The sequence below is a fragment of the Protofrankia sp. CiP3 genome (assembly GCF_917627345.1).
Lineage (GTDB): Bacteria > Actinomycetota > Actinomycetes > Frankiales > Frankiaceae > Protofrankia.
The window spans coordinates 31,474-48,641 of record NZ_CAKJTM010000037.1 but is presented as its reverse complement, the minus strand read 5'-3'; the positions used below and the strand labels follow the sequence as shown (position 1 = coordinate 48,641).

The window sequence follows — 17,168 nt, the reverse complement described above, 5'->3', positions numbered from 1 at the left end:
CGGCAAGCCCCCGGAGGCCGCGTCGGAGCCGGCGCCTGCGCCGGGCACGGGCTGTGCCGCCCCGTCGGCGGGAAGCCCCCCGGCGCTGGTCGCGTCGGGTGCCACCACAGTCTGTATCGGCGCCCCGGTCGTGCCAGCTGCCGCCACACCAGTAGCGGACGTGGTCGCCGCGGGGCCACCAGCCGCGCTGGCCACCGGACTGGCCGGGGTGGCCGGGGCGGTGGTCGGCTGGGGAGCCGGGGTCGGCTGGGGAGCCGGGGTGGGCGACGGCACAGGCTCGACCACGGTGAACGTCGCCGAGGCAGAGACCGTGGAACATACGGCGGTGACCGAATGTGAACCAGCGGCCGCTCCCATCGGTACCCGGAACGTGAGGCTGAAGCCGCCGGAACTGACCGGCGCCGTCCCCACGGCCTGGGTCCGGTCCCAGGACACGTCCACTGCGGGAACCCTCGTGCCGGTGCAGCCGAATCCCGTCCCGGTCGCTGTCACGGAAGCCCCAGCCGGCCCGGACACAGGGGTGAGCGCCATCGACGGTCCCACAGCCACGGCCGCGGCGGTCCGCACGGCCGCGAGCGCTGGCGGCGCCGGCCCCCAGCCAACCGTTGCCGCCACGCCCAGTATCGCGAAGAGCACGACAAGCAGCCATGTCCCTGCCGGGCTCCGGCCACCAGCGACATTGCGCACTATGTGCCTCGTGTCCACGCCACCCTCCACCCCGACAGAGCGGCGCCGCTCGCCTCATCCGCGGCCAGCCACGGGGGCATTCCTCGGCAGCCACTGATCAGCGCTTTACGGCGTGTCTGGGAAGCCGTCAGCCATCGCCGCGCGACGCACGGATGCCCCGGCTCGCCGGTCAACGCCCACCACCTCCGGCGCGTCCCCGCGCCGCCTCGCGATGCACGCACCCCAGCCCCACTCCTTGATCCACACATCTGTTGCCAGGCGCTCTTGTTATTGCTTGATGCGTTTTCCGGTTCGGCCGACTACAATCAGCAATATGCCAACGCGTGGCTGAACATCGAGTGACGTTACGCGATCCAAGCTGGCGGCGGGTTCGACGGAGGTGGTTACGCGGTCAACACGCAGCGCCGCTAGTCTGGCCGGCAAACGATCGGCAAGGAAGGCGCGGACATGCGTACACACTTCGAGCCCGAGCAGTCCAACGAATTCGAGGCCGCGAAGGAGCTGTTCATCCGCCGCTGTTCGGCGTGGGCGGGCGAACAACAGCTGACCGTTGATCCGTTTATCCTGGATGCCGCGCTGGACTTCCGCCATTACAGCGTCGATGGACGGCTCGGCTTCTGGACCGTCGACCTCGTCCGGGTGTTCCTGCTCGACTGGATACCGCGGCAGGTGTCCGTCAGCGCGGACGACGCCGCCGACATCCCCGGCATGCTGCTCACGATGCTGCGTTACCTTCACCACACCGCTCTGGATGATCCGACCGGCGACGCCCTCCCCGACATCGAGGCCGCGATCGCCGCCATCGCCGGTGACACGTTCCGGCAGGCGATGTCCGACGAACGCAACTTCGGCATCGCGAAATTCTGGGCCATGCGGGCAATCACCGCCGGTATCGACCCGACCGACGAGGTCGCGATGCGGCGCTTCGCCGACAGCGCCCGCGCAGGCCGGGTCGAACACGATGATGCGATTCTCAACCACATCGTCACACGGCATCTGCGTGGTGACGGCGGGCCGACCGCGCGCGCCTGCTCCCAGCTGCCGGTGTCGCTCCCGCCGGAGCACGAGCTTGCCGCGATGGCGGAGGACAACCGGCTCGTCCGGCAGTTGCGTGCGCTCACCGACTGGGTCGGCGCCGGCCGCGCGCTGACCGCGACCGGCCAGCTCAAGCTTGTCGACGCCCGTGAGCTGATCGAGCTGCTCGACACCGGCGACACGGTCGACCCCGTCGTCGGTGGCCGGGTCTGGCGGACCAAGAGCAGTTCGGAGCTGGCCGGGCTCATCCTGCTGGTCGAATGGGCCAAGAAACTGCGGCTGATCCGGGTGGTGAAGAACCGCCTGGTGCGGGTCGCGAAGTCGCAGCCGCTGCTGCGTGCCGGCCTGGCCCTGTGGACCGCGGCGTTCAACACGTTCAACGAGCTTGCCGACGCGGTGGTGCAGCCGCGGGTGTACGGCCATGCTCCGGGCATGCTCCACGACGTCTTCGACGAAGCCGTGCCCGACGTCCTCAACACCATCTATGGCATGCCAGCGCCGGTGCCGGTGGAACGCCTGGCGGAAAGCGTCTGGCTGTCCTGCCAGACTGCCTTCGACCTCGACGACGAGGACGAGTCCCGGCAGTCGATCTGGCGGCAGACGGTCGAAGCCGATCTGAGGCGGATGCTGCGGATACTGGCTGAGGCCGGTGGGGTGGAACAGGCGATCGGGCCGGCCGATCCGATGTTCCTTGAGGACCTCGACGACTCCAACGGCCTCGACGGCTCCGATGACCTCGATGACCTCGATGACCTCGATGAGAATGACTTCGCCGCCAGCCTCCGGAGCATCTCCACGGGTCTGCCTCCGGACGCCCGGGAACGGCTCCGCGCCGCGCTCGCTCCCGACGCCGGGCCCGTCGAGACCGTTGCCCTCAGCCACCTGGGGACCCATGCGGTCCGCGTCCGGCTGCTTGCTGAAGGACGCTACATGCCGCTCGTCGGCGAGCTGACCGGCGCCGACCCCGCGCGGCTGCTTGGCATGATCGCCCAGCATTACACCCCGGAAACCGGCCAGGAGGAGATCCTTCGCTGGCTGGCCGCCCACGGTGGCGAAGAAGCCGGGCTGGACCGCCTGCTCGACGCGGTACGGTCCTGTCCCTTCCGTCATCGGGCCGCCGCAATGCTCGATGCGCTGTGTACGGCCCAGCCCGATCGGACAGCCCTGCTCCAGCGGCTGCGCTCGGATCCCGCGCTCGGACCGATCGCCGTCCAGTTCCTCGTCGAAGATGAGGAACTGGACCCGGATAGCCTGACCGAGCGAGAAAGCCTGCTGGCCGTGACCGAGCAACTGATCCAGCTGCTTGAGATCGCCGGCCCGGACGCTGTCCGCGAATCGTTCGCGCAGGCAAGCAGCAGTGACATGCGGGACCTGTTCGGCGCGCTGCTGGGCTCCGGGCATCCCGACGCCATCGGGCTGGATGAGCTACGCAGGCTGGTCATCGAGCCACTGCAGCACCGCGGCAACCGCCGCCCGGCTCGCGGGCGGCCGTCACGCTCCGTGCGTTCCGTACGGCCAAAACGGTAATCAGCTCCGGCCTGCCGCGCTCGTAACGGGCTACGGCCAGGGCAATGGGCCGGCACTGAGGCGTGTCTGATGGATCGTCGATCGCGTGGGTCAGCCACCATCCATCAGACAGGCCCTAACCGAGCAGGTGCCGAGCCATGATCACTCGCTGGATCTGGTTCGTCCCCTCGTAGATTTGCGTGATTTTCGCATCGCGCATCATCCGCTCAAGCGGGAAGTCACGGGTGTATCCCGCGCCGCCGAGCAGCTGGACCGCATCGGTGGTGACCTCCATGGCCACGTCCGAGGCAAAGCACTTCGCCGCCCCCGACACGAACCCGGCATCCGGATCGCCACGCTCGGCTTTGGCCGCGGCCACGTACACCAGGTGCCGAGCCGCCTCGATCTTCATCCCCATATCAGCGACCATGAATTGCAGGCCCTGGAACTCGGCGATGGCCCGCCCGAACTGCCGGCGTTCCTTGACGTAGACGATCGCCGTGTCCAGCGCGCCCTGGGCGATACCCACCGCCTGCGCGCCGATCGTGGGGCGGGTGTGATCCAGCGTGCGCAGCGCGGTCTTCAACCCGGTGCCCGGCTCCCCGATGATCCGATTGGCCGGGATCGCGCAGTTCTCCAGGTGGATCTCCCTGGTCGGCGAACCCTTGATGCCGAGCTTGCGCTCCTCCAGACCCACCGAGAAGCCGGGATCGTCCTGGTGGACCGCGAACGCCGAAATGCCCTGGGACTTCTTCGCCGCGTTCGGGTCGCTGACCGCCATCACCGTGTACCAGCTGGACTGGCCGGCATTGGTGATCCAGCACTTGGTGCCGTTGAGCACCCAGTAGTCACCATCCAGCCGCGCGCTGGTACGCATGGAGGCGGTGTCTGAACCCGCTTCCCGTTCGGACAACGCGTAGGACGCCATGGCCTCACCCGCGGCGATCGAAGGCAGCACCTGCTTTTTCAGTTCCTCGGACGCCGCCAGCATGATCGGAACGGTCGCCAGCTTGTTCACCGCCGGGATCAACGAGGAGGATGCGCAGACCCGCGCCACCTCCTCGATCACAATGCAGGCCGCGACCGCGTCCGCGCCCTCGCCGCCGTACTCCTCCGGGATGTGTACGGCGTGGAAACCGGACCGCGTCAATGCGGCATGTGCTTCGGTCGGGTAGCGGGCCCGCTCGTCGACGTCGGCGGCATACGGGGCGATCTCCTTTTCCGCCAGCCGCCGTACCGCCTCCCGCAGGGCCTGGTGTTCCTCGCTCAGCTGATACACGCCAGTGCCGGCGCTCGCCGGGGTCACGCGCTGACCTGACCGTACTCGTAGAAGCCGCGACCGTTCTTCTTCCCGAGCAGGCCGGCGTCAACCATGCGCATGAGTAAGGGGGGTGATGAGTACAACGGCTCCTTGAACTCAGCGTACAGCGATTCGGCGATCGCGTTCACCGTGTCGAGACCGATCAGGTCGGCCAATGCCAGCGGGCCCATGGGATGCGCGCAGCCGAGCACCATCCCGCTGTCGATATCGGCCGCCGAGGCAAAACCCGACTCAAGCATTCTGATGGCGGACAGCAGATATGGTACGAGCAGGGCATTCACCACAAAACCGGCGCGGTCCTGGGAACGGATCGCCCGCTTCCCGAGCAGCTCACCGACAAAGGACTCAGCCCTGGTCTGGGTCTCCTCATCGGTCAACAGGGATGGCACCAGTTCAACCAACGGCAGAACGGGCACCGGGTTGAAAAAATGGATACCGATCACGTGGCGCGGCCTGCTGGTCGCCATCCCGAGCTTCATGATGGGAATGGACGACGTGTTGGACGCAAGGATCGCGCCACGGTCAGCGACCACCTTGTCAAGATCCCGGAAGATCTCGACCTTCAGCTGTTCGTCCTCCACGACGGCCTCGATCACCAGCTGACGGTCGGCCAGTTCGTTGAGGTCCGTCGTGAATCTCAACCGCTCCAGCGCCCGGTCACGGTCATCGACCGACAGCTTGTTCCGCAGTGTCGCGCGGTCCAGTGAACTGACCACCTGGCCATGGCTTGCCGCAGCCCGGCCCGTGTCCGTTTCGACGACTGTCACATCGAGACCCGCTCGGGCACATACCTCGGCAATGCCCGAACCCATCAGGCCACCGCCTACCACGCCGATCCTTGTCACGTCGACCACTGAGCCACCCCTGGAATCCCGGTCCGGTTTGGCACGCCCGGCGATAAGGGCGCTCTTACGCACGGCAACCGACAGCGCCCACGATCGCTGGGCGTCCCACACGGGTTCCCGGTGGGACATCACACGAAGTGGTCGGCTCTCGCAGCTGCACTGTAGCGGCACCTGGTGCCGTTAGGAAGCGGATAGCCACAAGAAGTGTCGGATAAGGTCTCGCGACGCGGCGGATTCATCTGATCAACGACTGATCCGCCACTCCCGATCACGACAGGCGGCGCGGTACGGCGCACCGCCCGGGTGGCTCGGCGCGAACCACGGGGAAGAACGCCGTACCAGGGTCATGACGCTCTCTTCCTGCCGTTGGCGCTCTCCGCCCTACTGCTGAAGACACGGGTCAGATATTCCGTGCGCAGCACACCCCGCCCTTCCGCGCCGATATAACCAACGTCCTTCGTGAGGTAGCCGTCGGGATAGCTGTAGGAGGCTGAGGAGATCTCTCCCGTCCTACTCCACCAGGCCTTGCGCTGAGTGCCACAACGGTCACATTCATGCGTCACGTGGTAGGCCCTGGCTTCTTTGTCCCAGGCCGCTGTATGCGGCTCCCACCGATGACCCATCGTGCGGCACTCTATGAAGCCGGCAGGAAGATCATGTGCCCAGTCTTCGATATTCCGGTGCGTTTTCTGCGCTGCCATATCGAGTTCTCCACCTCCGCTAGGTACTTGCCACGTCTGCGACTGCCCGGCCTGCCTCGTAACACGTTGCCAGCGATCGGAGGATCCACGCCCGAACACCCACGCCGTGTGGTCCGTGTCGCGGGTCCGCACGGTGGTCACACTCTCGATACCACGTTCCGTTATGGCAGCGCATCCCCCCGGCCCTGACTGCCCGCCCGCCAGCCGCCCCGAGACACGTCGACGACTGTCTGGATGCGCGTGCCGGGTACTCCGCCACCAGCCGGCAGTTCGCCGCGCCGGGACCGGCCACGACCTGGAACAACATTTTGGATCTTCATCTCGGCCCGGCCGGCTGACGCTCTGGGTGAGACCGCGTGACGCTCCCGCGGCGGCCGGACACCACCGGAATCCACCTGGCGCCCGGCCACACCGACACGATCACAGTTGTTGCCGGAACCAGCCCGCCCGCCGCCACGGTCGTACCACCGCGCCGACGTGCTGTGGCTGGCTACCAGGCACAGGCTCGGGAACGGTTATCCGCGGACCAGGCACATGGCACACATCACCATGATCATTGGCAGGCGACCCGGTCACTGCGGCGCGTCGGAATTGCCCCGCCCTGCACGGCGGTACTGCATTGAGTAAAAACGAGCACAATAAGATTGGGGCTGGTGGTGCCACCGGCGAGAATCTCGACGCTCTGGTTGTGCCCCGTAAAAGTGACCTTCGTTCTCCCATCGGACGCGGACTGCTGGAAGAGCTTGTAACCGACACCGGGCAGGGCCTTCCGGTAGAAGTCGGCCGCCGCGGCCGGGGTCACTCCCTTCAGACTGATCGACGCGTCGGTGGGCTTGCTGTTGGTGAGCGTGTGGGTCGACCCGTCCGGGAACGGAAAATTGCCCGGGACGATAGACGTACTGAGCGGGTCGGCGCTGGCCGTCGCGGTCGGTTGCGCGGACTGGGTCTGGACGGCCGGCGGTGATGACGACGCCAGCGTCAGATCGGTGGGCAGATCCGTGGCGGGGGGGCTCGGCGGTGCCGCGGTAACCGCCGCGTCCCGCACGACCGCTGGCGTCGAGCCGCTGCCACCGCACGCGCCGGTCAGGAGCACGAGACACACAGCGGTGCCGACAGTCACCATGTGGCCCTGGAACGTTCCGGCCCGGCTCATCCAACCTCCGTCACCCACGCGCGCCGCGCGCGTACCCCCTACGGCCCACCGTCCTGACAGGCCTGGCGACGCCCGGCACGGCCCCGGCCGCGCAGCGCCCGAACCCACCGCGACCAGGACAACCAAGGGCTGTCGGATGCTACTTAACCACTGCCGCCGAGCGTGCCGCCGTACGGGTGCACAGTCCTGGCCAGCGACCGCCAAACACGGACAGCGACGGCCGATCGGTACCGACCGTCAACCCGTGGGGAGAGGCTGTTCAGCCCAGATTGTCTTTCCATGGTGGGTATGACGGGTACCCCAACGCCGGGTGAGCTGGGCGACCAGGAGCAGCCCACGGCCGCCCTCGTCAAGGACACGGGCCCGGCGCAGGTGCGGCGCGGTGCTGCTGGCGTCGGAGACCTCACAGATGAGGCTGTCGTCAAGGATCAGCCGCAGCTGGAGCGGTGCCCGAGCGTGGCGGATGGCGTTGGTGAGCAGTTCGCTGACGATCAGCTCGGTGATGAATGTGGCCTCGTCCAGCCCCCAGCTGGCGAGCTGACGGGATGCCTGCGCGCGGGCGCCCGCGACGACGGCCGGCTCTGCCGGCAGATCCCAGCTGGCGACCTGGCCCGGGTCAAGAACACGTGTCCGGGCGACCAACAGCGCGACGTCATTGCTTGGACGCTCCGGCAGCATGGTCGCGAGGATAGTGTCGCAGATACTCTCCAGCGAGCCTGCGGAATCGGCCAGCACCCGGCGCAACGCGCTGTGGCCCGCGTCGGTGTCACGGTCATGGCCCTCGACGAGTCCGTCCGTGTAGAAAACGAGCAGGCTGCCCGCGGGCAGATCGAAATCAGCGGCCTCGAAGGGCAGCCCGCCCACACCCAGTGGAGGACCGGCCGGCAGGTCGAGGAAGTCGACGGTGCCGTCCGGGGTCACGATGGCGGGCAGGGCGTGACCGGCGCGGGCCAACGAACACCGGCAGGACACCGGGTCATACACCGCGTACAGACACGTGGAAACAAGACTGTCACCAATATCGCCAGACATGCCCGTTGATGCCGGGCTCTCCTCGGCCGCCAGCCGGATGACCACGTCGTCCAGGCGGGTGAGCAGCTCCTCGGGGAAAAAATCAACATCGGCAAGCGTGCGCACGGCGGTACGGAGCCGGCCCATGGTCGCGGCCGCGTGCAGCCCGTGGCCCGCGACGTCACCGACAACCAGCGCGACACGGGTCCCGGACAGCGGGATCACGTCATACCAGTCACCACCGACACCCACCTCAGAGCTGGCTGGCAGGTAGCGGGAGGCGACATCCACCGCCGTCTGCGCGGGCAGCCGCCGCGGGAGCAGGCTGCGCTGCAGCGTGAGCGCGGTAGCGCGTTCACGGGTGTAACGACGGGCATTGTCGATAGCGACTGCCGCCCTGGCAGCGAGTTCATCGGCAAGGATGAGATCGTCGTGCTCGAACGCCTCCGGATGTCGATGACGAGCAAGAGTCGCCACACCCAGGGTGGCGCCACGGGCACGCAACGGCACGAAAAGCATCGAGTGAAACCCGTACTCGCGAACCTTGGCGGTCCGGACAGTATCCGCGGCGACCCAACGAGCCATCACAGGGTCAGAGATCTGGTACAGCGCGGGCCGGCCGGTCACCAGGGCGCGGGCGGGGGGCGAATAGTCCGGATAGACGTCCGCCTGCCCCAGCTCCACTACAACTTCGGGACGGCCTGCGAGGATCGACTGGTGCGCGGCACGGCACAGGGTGACCGTGCCCGAGAGCGGACCGGCAACCGGCTCATATCCCTGGCGTACCGATTCGAGCAGGTCCACGCTGGCCCAGTCGGCGAGTCCGGGAACAACCACCTCCACCAGTTCCCGCGCGGTCCGGATCACGTCCAGAGTACTGCCGATACGGCTACTCGCCTTGTTCAACACGGCCAGCCGCTGCTGGGCCCGGTGCTGCTCGCTGATGTCGAACGCCGCGCTGTACACGCCTCGGATCAGCCCGTCCGGATCCTTCAGCGGCGAGATGCTGATGGCCAGTGCCTCGCCGTAAGCATTGATCCGAGTAGGGGTGAAAACTCTGTAACGCACCGGCTCGCCTGTCCGCGCCACCTTGCGCAGCCGCTCGACGACCGCGTCGAGGGCGGGCCCACCGGGCAGCAGCTCGGTGAGCTGGAGCCCGCGTTCCTCGCCCTGGTTGATGCCGAGCTGGCGGCACGCCGCGGCGTTCAGCCGGCGGATCCGCAGGTCCACGTCGTAGACCCCGAGATACAGCGGGGACTGGTCGAACGCCCAGTCCAGCAGCGGCCAGTCGCCGTCCTTCGTATCCCGCTGCTCCTGATTTTTTCGCATCTGCCGCTTCTGCCGCTCCGCCAGCACCGCACTAATGATCCAGGTAATCTTTCCATCGTCAGTCGGCGACGGTTGTGCCAGCAACTCGACCCGCAGATGCCGGCCGTCCCGGTGGCGCACAACCGCCTGGCCGCTCCATACCTCCAGCGCCGCGCTGGACAGCCGCACGGTGTCCGGAATCTCCTCGACGAGAAGGTCTGCCGCCGCCCGTCCGAGGACCTCGGCCGGCGGGTAGGCCAGCAGCCGCCGAGCCTGTTTGCTCCACTGCGTGATGCGCCCCTGTGCGTCAACCGTTGCCGTGGCGGTCTCCCCCACATCAAAAAACTCGTTGACTCGGTTGCCAAAAGTAGCAACGTGCACGTCATCCGACTCGTCCACATCTCGGTCCTGCCCAACGATTTCCCGCATGAACCGGCCGGCTGGGCGCTACCCAGACAATCATGATCTGTTCACTCTCCGCGACCGCATTGTCGTCCCGACACGTGTTCCGGGCTGTCACTCATGCCGTCAGCATGCTGATTGATGAGATGAAGAGGCTCCAGCGGTAAGAGCGCCCGGCAATAGGGGTGTGGATCAAGGAGCGGGGCTGGGGTGCGTGCATCGCGAGGCGGAGGAGGGAGCCACCCTGGTGTTGGGTGGCGACTGACGACAACGACGCGAGGTGCGTGCCCCGCCCCGCGATGCCACGCCCCCTGTTGCCGGTCGCCCCAACCAAACCGCGCGGTGCCCACGACCGCCCCGCCGACAGCGCTGGTGGCACCATCGGCAGATCTATCGGGCTACCGTAAAGTCGCTCAGTGCTCCACCTTCTTACGGGTAAGAGCGCCCGGCACCACCTTTGACGTGCGGCAACCGGCCCCTGCCGCGGGAGCTGAGCCGGCTCGACGGCGGCGCGACAACGCCGTCCCGGGCCGGGGAAATTCTGGAGGTCCTTTCGGAAATTTTAGGCACCCATACTCAGGCCACCGTCGACGGTGACCACCGACCCGGTGACGTAGCCCGCCCTGTCGTCCAGCAGGAAGCGGACGGCGTGCGCGAGCTCAGCGGGATCACCGCGCCGCCCCAACGGGATCATCGCGCGAATCGTCTCCTGCGCGGCCGGAGCCATCGAGTTGGTCATGTCCGTCTCGAAAACACCGGGCACGATGAGATTGACGGTGATGCCCTTACGCGCGACCGCCCGCGCGAGCGAGCGCGTCATACCCAGCAGGCCGGCCTTGGCCGCCCCATAGCCGATCTCGACCGGACTGCCCATAGCCGCGGTCACCGACCCGACGTTCACGATGCGCCCGAAACGGCGTTCCACCATGGGCGCAAGTACGGCGCGGGCGAGATACCACGGGCCGGACAGGTTCACCCGCAGGGCACGCTCCCAGTCCTCATCGGTCATCCTGAAGGCACTGTTCTCGACCAGGAGACCCGCGTTGTTGACGAGGTGGTCGACGCGGCCGTGTTCACCCAGCACGTCGGCGACGAGCTTTCGGCAGAAGTCCGGGTCGCCGACGTCCCCGGCGTGCATGCTGACTGAACCGCCCCGGTCGACCAGACGTTCGCGCAACGCCTCCGCACCAGCGTGGTTACCAGCGTAGATGGCCACAACATGCGCCCCCGCACCGACAAGAACCTCCGTGATCGCAGCACCGATACCACGGGTACCACCGGTGACGATCGCGACTCTGCGCTCCAAGATCCCTCCTTCGCCTTCCTCGACTTATTCTGACAGAATGACTATTTTAGTAGAATCATTATACCTAATGAGAGGCTCTCAATGGACAACTTGCTCGTACGCGGCGGCAGCGTCGTGGATGGCACCGGATCCCCGGCCCGGCCCAGCGACGTCCGGGTCCGGGACGGCGTCATCGCGGAGATCGGGGTGGGACTGCGGCCGGACGGCGAGCGAGTCATCGACGCATCCGGCGCCTACGTGACACCCGGCTTCATCGACGTGCACACCCACTTCGATCCCACGCTGTTCTGGGACCCGATGTGCGACCCGATGCCTCAGCACGGCGTGACAACCGCGCTGGTGGGTAACTGCTCGCTGTCCCTGGCGCCGGTCCGCCCCGCGGACAGAGCCGGGCTCGCGGCCCTGTTCTGCTACATCGAGGACCTTCCCCGCGAGGTGCTCGACACCGCCCTGCCCTGGGACTGGGAGTCCTATGGTGACTACCTGGACGCGGCCGGGAAACGCGGCGGCTACGGCCTCAACGTCGCCGGGCTCGTAGGTCACAACATGCTGCGCCAGTACGTCATGGGCGAGCAGGCGTGGGATCGGGCCGCGACCGCCGACGAGCGAGCGCTGATCGCGGCCCTGCTGGCCGGCTCCCTCGACGCCGGCGCGTTCGGCATGTCGACATCGCTCGGATTCGACGAGGACCGCGCCGGCCGGCCGGTGCCGAGCCGGATCGCCGACGACGCCGAGTTCGCCGCGCTGATCGACGTCCTGGCCGACCGGTCCCGGTTCATGACGTTCATCCCGGGCCAGTCGGGCCGTCAGATGCGTGCGGACGTCCGGCGGATGGGCGATCTGTGCCGGCCACGTGACCTGATGCACTCCTGGATCGGTATCTTTCACACGTCGGACAAGCCCAACTGGGCCCGGGAGATGCTCACGTTCGCCGCGGAGCTGCAGGCCGGCGGAATCCGCTCCTACCCGCAGGTAAGCCCCCGGACGCTGGACATCCACGTGAACTGGAACGGCGGGATGTCCTGGATGGGCCTGCAGGAGACCTGGCATCGGATGGTGCAGGCCACGCCCGGCGACAAGCAGCGGATGCTGACCGACCCGCAGTGGCGGGCACAGGCGCGGGCGGAGTGGGACCAGGTCCCTCGAACGATGATCCCGCACCGCCACCCCGACCGGATCCGGTTCGTCTCCGTCACCCGCCCGCACAACGAGAAGTGGGTGGGCTCGACCCTGGCCGACCTTGTCATCGCCCATGCCGGCCACCCGTCCGACGTCCTCGCCGACTGGCTTCTGGACAATGACCTCACGCCGGGTGTCGTCGGTGTCGGCGTGTCCAACGCGGACGCGGACGGCGTTGCGGAGACTCTCTCGCACCCCGCCTCCATCATCGCCAACAGCGACGCGGGCGCACATCTCGCGATGATGTGCGCCATCGGCGACACGACCCTGACCCTGACCCGCCATGTGCGCGACCGCGACGACCTCACCCTCGAACAGGCCGTGCACAAGATGACGGGACAGCTCGCGGGCCTGTTCGGCTTTGCCGATCGGGGCGTCCTGCGCGAGGGCGCCGCCGGCGACGTCGTCGTGTTCGCGCTCAACGAGCTCGAATGGAAACGGGACGTGTTCGTCTCGGACCTGCCGACCGGGGCTGCCCGGCTGCGCCGCCCCGCGGGGGGTTACCGGATGACCGCGGTCGCGGGGACGATCGTGCAGGAATTCGGTGAGCTCACCGGTGCCCGCCCGGGGTGTTTCCTGCGCGCGGCCCGCTGAGAGCAACTGCTGGCCAGCTCACCCCGATCCCCCAAGGACACCCGACGGACGCCGCGCCCCTGGTGCCGGGCGCGCTGGAACGCACGTCTCGCGCTCAGGGCACGGCCATGCTCCGTCCATTCGCCTGCCCGCGGGACACGACGGTCCGGGTCCCGCGGGCAGGCGGGCAGGCGGGCAGGCGGGCAGGCGGGCTTCGTCCGGCCTGCCGAGCGGACCGCGGGCACCAGAGCCACCGCAGGCGGCCACAGGCAGCCGGCGCGCACCGCGCGGGTCAGGCCAGCAGCACCCGCGGATCATCGCTGCCGCACGCGCACCGGCCGGTCCGGACCGTGCCGCCCACCCCGAGCGGGACGTCACGGAGACCATCCGGACGTTCGTCCGCGAAGGACAGCCGGAGCTGCCCGTCTACGGCCCGCACCGACCAGAGCCGCGCGTCGACGTGCCCGCCGCCGCGCTCCGGGCACTCGACAGCCACAGCCGGCCCGATCGGCGCGAACAGCAGCGGGTCCAGATCCGCGCCACGCAGGATCGGGAAGGCCTCCGGGCGGGCAAACAGGTGGCGCACCGGAGCGAGAACGTCAAGGCTGGCCGTGGCCCGCAGCCCTTCAGCGGTTTCCCGGCCGAGCCCGAATACCGCCGCCAGCGGCAGCCGCCGGGCAAAGGTCCCCACCCGGCGGGCGTCCCAACTGTACGATTCGGCCAGCGCGAAGACAACCCGATGATCATGAAGTGCCTGTGTCAGCCCGGCGATCCAGCAGCCCTCGCAGGCCACCGAGGTGATCAGAGCGCTGTCCCCCGGCGAGAACCCCCAGGCCGCAAGCGCCGCTCGGTGCCAGCCGGCGGCCCTTTCTCGATCATCCCAGGTGATCGAGAAATCGTGATGACGGCCCGCGGCCGTGAAACGGCCGATACCGGCTATCTCCGCACGCGGCAACGATCGCGACCGTGCCACGATCGACGCGCGGCTCATGCCTTCACCAACCGGGGAAACTTCGCGACGCTGGAGGAGGTGCTGAGAATGTCCGCGGCAGGTACCAGGTCAACCTCCGGGACGACCCCCACTTTGGCGCCGACCGCATCGGTCACCCGCGCCCGCAGGTCAGCAAGGTCGCCAGTGATCTCCGGAGCGTAGCCGACGCGCAGCCGCAACGAGTCGACAACCCGGGCCGGCCGGATGATCTGGAAGATCCCGTCCACCGTCTCCGGCAAGGTCTCCAGGACATCCCAGACATCCTGGACGCCGACCAGCACATCGCCTACGACGGTCTCGTCCCCCTTGCGGCCGACGGGCCACTGCCGTGCGTGGGTGCGTCCGCAGCCGCAGGCCGCGCGGGTCAGCCGCACCAGGTCACCGGACCGGAAGCGGATGAACGGCGCGGCGGTGTTGTCAAGGTCGGTCGCCACCAGCTCACCGACCGCGCCGTCGGCCACGTCAGCGCCCCCGGAGGGGTCAAGATGCTCGGCGAGCACCATATCCTCCCACAGGTGGTACCCGTCGTGCTCGGAGCACTCCCAGGCGGTGCCGGTGTCCCCGGCGCTCGTGTACAGGTAAAGGTTCACTCCCCACTCGTCGCGGACCTTGGCGGTGAGCGCGCGGCCCAGCGGCATCCCGGCGAAGCTGGCCGCCTTCAGCGGCGCCAGCGCGGCCCGCACGTCCCTGGTGTCCGCGAGCCGCTCAAGCTCGACGACCATCGGGTACAGCAGCTGGACGTAGGCCGGCCGGTACTGCTCGATGGCGTCCAGCACGTTCCCCCACTGGCCCATCCAGGTGTCGATGTACAGCGGCACGAGGCCGAGCAGCTGAAACAGCGTGTCCCAGAAACCACGGAAGGTACCGGGGGGTATCACAACCCTGTCCCCCGGCCGCAGGCCCAGCTCCCACAGATCACGCGCGGTGCCCGCGACCAGGGGGGGAACGCTTTCCCACAGCTCCGGGAAGAACTCTGGCTCGGACGTCGTGCCGGACGTCGACGTGATCGACGTGAGATCCTTGCGGTCGACGCAGAGCAGTCCGGCGAACGGGTCGCCCGTGCGCTGGCGGAACTCCTGGACATCCTGCTTGTCGATGAACGGGATGCGCTCCCGGAAGTCAGCCAGCGTACGGACCTGACGCGGGTGGACACCGGCCGCGTCCCAGCGCTCGCGGTAGAAGGGCGACCGCTCGTAGGCGTACTCCACGAGCTCGACGACCCGCCGCTCCTGTAACGCTTCAAGATCCGCTCGTGGCATCGTCTCCGCCGCGGGCTGGTAATAACGATCATCCGGCACCGCCACACCTCCCCTGTGTCCAACCGATACAAATATAATATAAGGCATTTAATAAGGAAGATGATTCCACCGCTACAACCCGACCCGCCGGCCACCTGGCGCACGACCTCAGCCAGCCTGGAACCATCCACCAAAACAGTCGTATTAGCTATACGATTAGACTCTATAATAGATCACTCGCAGGGATGGAGACCAACGCCGTGAACAAAACGATCAACGGTAGGGCGCGAGCCGGCTCGCCGGACCGGCACGGGGTGGACGCCTGATGTCGGCGGTAGCGGTCAGCACCTGGCCGACGCTCGCGGAACTTCTCGCCGAACATGCCCGGTCGCGTCCCGGCCACACCGCCACGGTGTGCGGCGACACCCGCATGACCTATGCCGAGCTGGACGGACGCGTCGCCCGGCTCGCCGGAGCGCTGCGCGCCGCGGGTGTCACCCGTGGCGCGCGGGTGCTGTGGCTCGGGCAGACCTGCCACCGGGTGCTCGAACTGCTCCTGGCGGGTTCTCGGCTCGGCGCCATGGTCTGCCCGGTGAACTGGCGGCATTCCGCCGAGGAGATGGCGTTCGTCATCGACGACCTGCGGCCCGCCGTCGTCGTCTGGCAGGACGCCGAAATCGGGCCAACCGCCCGCGAAGCGCGGAAACGGGCCACGCACACCGCGCGCTGGCTGCGCCACGACACCGACGGAGCGGGCAGCGGCGAAACAGACAGCGACAGTCCCGACACGTACGAAGGTTTCCTGGCCGCGGGCGACGCGCAGGCGCCCCTCGCGGAGCCTGATCCCCATGCCCCGGTGCTCGTCATCTACACGGCCGCGCACGGCGGCCGGCCCGCCGGGTCGATGCTCACGTCGGCGAATCTGATCGCCCAGGGCACTGTCATCGGCGCGCTCTTCCACGCGGACGGCGACCAGATCTTCCTCAACTCCGGCCCGCTGTTCCACATCGGCACCTTCCAGCACACCGCCACGACGTTCATCTGGGGCGGCACCAACGTGTTCGTCCGCCGCAGCGGCCCCGAGGAACTGTGCCGGCTCATCGCCGGTGAGCGGTGCACGTCAGCGTTCCTGATGCCACCGCAGGTCACACAGCTCGTCGAGACCAACCGGGACGGGCGTTTCGACCTGCGCTCCCTGCGCAGCCCGCTGACGATGATCCCGGGCTGGAAGGACATGGTCACCCCCGATGACAGCCCCTGGGGCCGATACATGGGTGGGTTCGGCCAGACCGAGGTGACCGGATTCTGTCTCTACGCCGCCCTGGGGCACGAGGAGTGGAGCCCGACCGTCGGGCGCCCCGTTCCCTTCGCCCGGATCACGATCGTCGGGCCGGATGACGTCGAGGTCCCCGACGGTGCGGTCGGAGAGATCGTCGTACGCGGCGCGCTGGTCCACGCGGGCTACTGGGACAGACCGCGGGACAACGCTCATCGGACCCGAACCGGCGGCTGGCACACCACCGACCTGGGACGACGGCTACCCGACGGCCGGATCTCCTTCGTCGGCACCGCGACACGAATGATCAAATCGGCGGCGGAGAACATCTACCCGGCCGAGGTCGAAGCCTGCCTCGAGCGCCACCCCGCGGTCCAGGAGGCGGCCGTCATCGGCGTCCCCGACGACCGCTGGGTGCAGTCGGTGAAAGCGATCGTCGTCCTGCGTGACGGTACGGACGCGACCGGCACCGAGCTGATCGAACACTGCCGAAGCCAGATCGCGTCGTTCAAGAAGCCTCGGACCGTCGTCTTCGTGGACGCTCTACCACGCAGCAACGGGGCGAAGGACTACGACATGATCGACGCAGCCCACGGCGGAGGCAACTACCCGGGCGGCACAACCTCCCACGGCCAC

Annotated in this window: 10 protein-coding genes and 1 pseudogene; 3 read left to right on the top strand and 8 right to left on the bottom strand. The window is 67.9% G+C overall.

Annotation, left to right across the window (positions count from 1 at the left end):
• Positions 1–705: pseudogene (locus tag MJ797_RS14455) on the bottom strand (IPT/TIG domain-containing protein); the annotation flags it as partial.
• Positions 706–1,134: 429 nt separating this feature from the next.
• Here MJ797_RS14455 and MJ797_RS14450 point away from each other — a divergent pair.
• Positions 1,135–3,249 (top strand): hypothetical protein, encoded by a 2,115-nt coding sequence (locus MJ797_RS14450; RefSeq protein WP_239335018.1) that lies wholly within the window; start codon positions 1,135–1,137, stop codon positions 3,247–3,249.
• 115 nt (positions 3,250–3,364) lie between these two features.
• On the opposite strand, the gene MJ797_RS14445 is transcribed toward MJ797_RS14450, so the two are convergent.
• The 5 genes from MJ797_RS14445 to MJ797_RS14425 all read right to left on the bottom strand — a co-directional run bounded on the left by MJ797_RS14445 (position 3,365) and on the right by MJ797_RS14425 (position 11,275).
• Positions 3,365–4,534 carry an acyl-CoA dehydrogenase family protein gene (locus tag MJ797_RS14445; RefSeq protein WP_239335016.1) on the bottom strand — a complete coding sequence of 390 codons (1,170 nt, stop codon included), beginning with the start codon at positions 4,532–4,534 and terminating at the stop codon, positions 3,365–3,367.
• Positions 4,531–5,361: a 3-hydroxybutyryl-CoA dehydrogenase gene (locus MJ797_RS14440; protein ID WP_374582234.1), complete on the bottom strand. Its 831-nt coding sequence runs from the start codon at positions 5,359–5,361 to the stop codon at positions 4,531–4,533. The genes MJ797_RS14445 and MJ797_RS14440 overlap by 4 nt, the downstream gene beginning before the upstream one ends.
• Positions 5,362–6,648: 1,287 nt before the next feature.
• The gene (locus MJ797_RS14435) at positions 6,649–7,248 is read right to left on the bottom strand and encodes a hypothetical protein (RefSeq protein ID WP_239335014.1); all 600 of its coding nucleotides are present in this window, start codon (positions 7,246–7,248) and stop codon (positions 6,649–6,651) included.
• Positions 7,249–7,485: 237 nt separating this feature from the next.
• Positions 7,486–9,966: a SpoIIE family protein phosphatase gene (locus tag MJ797_RS14430; protein ID WP_239335012.1), complete on the bottom strand. Its 2,481-nt coding sequence runs from the start codon at positions 9,964–9,966 to the stop codon at positions 7,486–7,488.
• Between the two features lie 565 nt (positions 9,967–10,531).
• Positions 10,532–11,275, bottom strand: coding sequence for a 3-oxoacyl-ACP reductase family protein (locus tag MJ797_RS14425; protein WP_239335011.1), 744 nt, complete (start codon positions 11,273–11,275; stop codon positions 10,532–10,534).
• A gap of 81 nt (positions 11,276–11,356) precedes the next feature.
• On the opposite strand from MJ797_RS14425, the gene MJ797_RS14420 reads away from it, so the two are divergent.
• Complete coding sequence (locus MJ797_RS14420) at positions 11,357–13,048, top strand: amidohydrolase family protein (RefSeq protein WP_239335010.1); 1,692 nt, start codon at positions 11,357–11,359, stop codon at positions 13,046–13,048.
• 271 nt (positions 13,049–13,319) lie between these two features.
• On the opposite strand, the gene MJ797_RS14415 is transcribed toward MJ797_RS14420, so the two are convergent.
• Together MJ797_RS14415 and MJ797_RS14410 are read right to left on the bottom strand one after the other, a co-directional pair.
• Positions 13,320–14,018 (bottom strand): hypothetical protein, encoded by a 699-nt coding sequence (locus MJ797_RS14415; protein ID WP_239335009.1) that lies wholly within the window; start codon positions 14,016–14,018, stop codon positions 13,320–13,322.
• Positions 14,015–15,364, bottom strand: a complete 1,350-nt coding sequence (locus tag MJ797_RS14410) for a phenylacetate--CoA ligase family protein (protein ID WP_374582229.1) — start codon at positions 15,362–15,364, stop codon at positions 14,015–14,017. Before MJ797_RS14410 ends, MJ797_RS14415 begins: the two co-directional genes overlap by 4 nt.
• A gap of 217 nt (positions 15,365–15,581) precedes the next feature.
• Between MJ797_RS14410 and MJ797_RS14405 the strand changes: the two genes are divergently transcribed.
• The coding region (locus MJ797_RS14405) for an AMP-binding protein (RefSeq protein WP_239335007.1) at positions 15,582–17,168 on the top strand (1,587 nt) is incomplete at its 3' end.

Bases quoted from the DNA above. Each gene is read 5' to 3' on its own strand.
- MJ797_RS14450 (WP_239335018.1), top strand. From the start codon at position 1,135: ATGCGTACACACTTCGAGCCCGAGCAGTCCAACGAATTCGAGGCCGCG.
- MJ797_RS14440 (WP_374582234.1), bottom strand. From the start codon at position 5,361: ATGGGTTCGGGCATTGCCGAGGTATGTGCCCGAGCGGGTCTCGATGTG.
- MJ797_RS14435 (WP_239335014.1), bottom strand. From the start codon at position 7,248: ATGAGCCGGGCCGGAACGTTCCAGGGCCACATGGTGACTGTCGGCACC.
- MJ797_RS14420 (WP_239335010.1), top strand. From the start codon at position 11,357: ATGGACAACTTGCTCGTACGCGGCGGCAGCGTCGTGGATGGCACCGGA.
- MJ797_RS14415 (WP_239335009.1), bottom strand. From the start codon at position 14,018: ATGAGCCGCGCGTCGATCGTGGCACGGTCGCGATCGTTGCCGCGTGCG.
- MJ797_RS14410 (WP_374582229.1), bottom strand. From the start codon at position 15,364: ATGCCTTATATTATATTTGTATCGGTTGGACACAGGGGAGGTGTGGCG.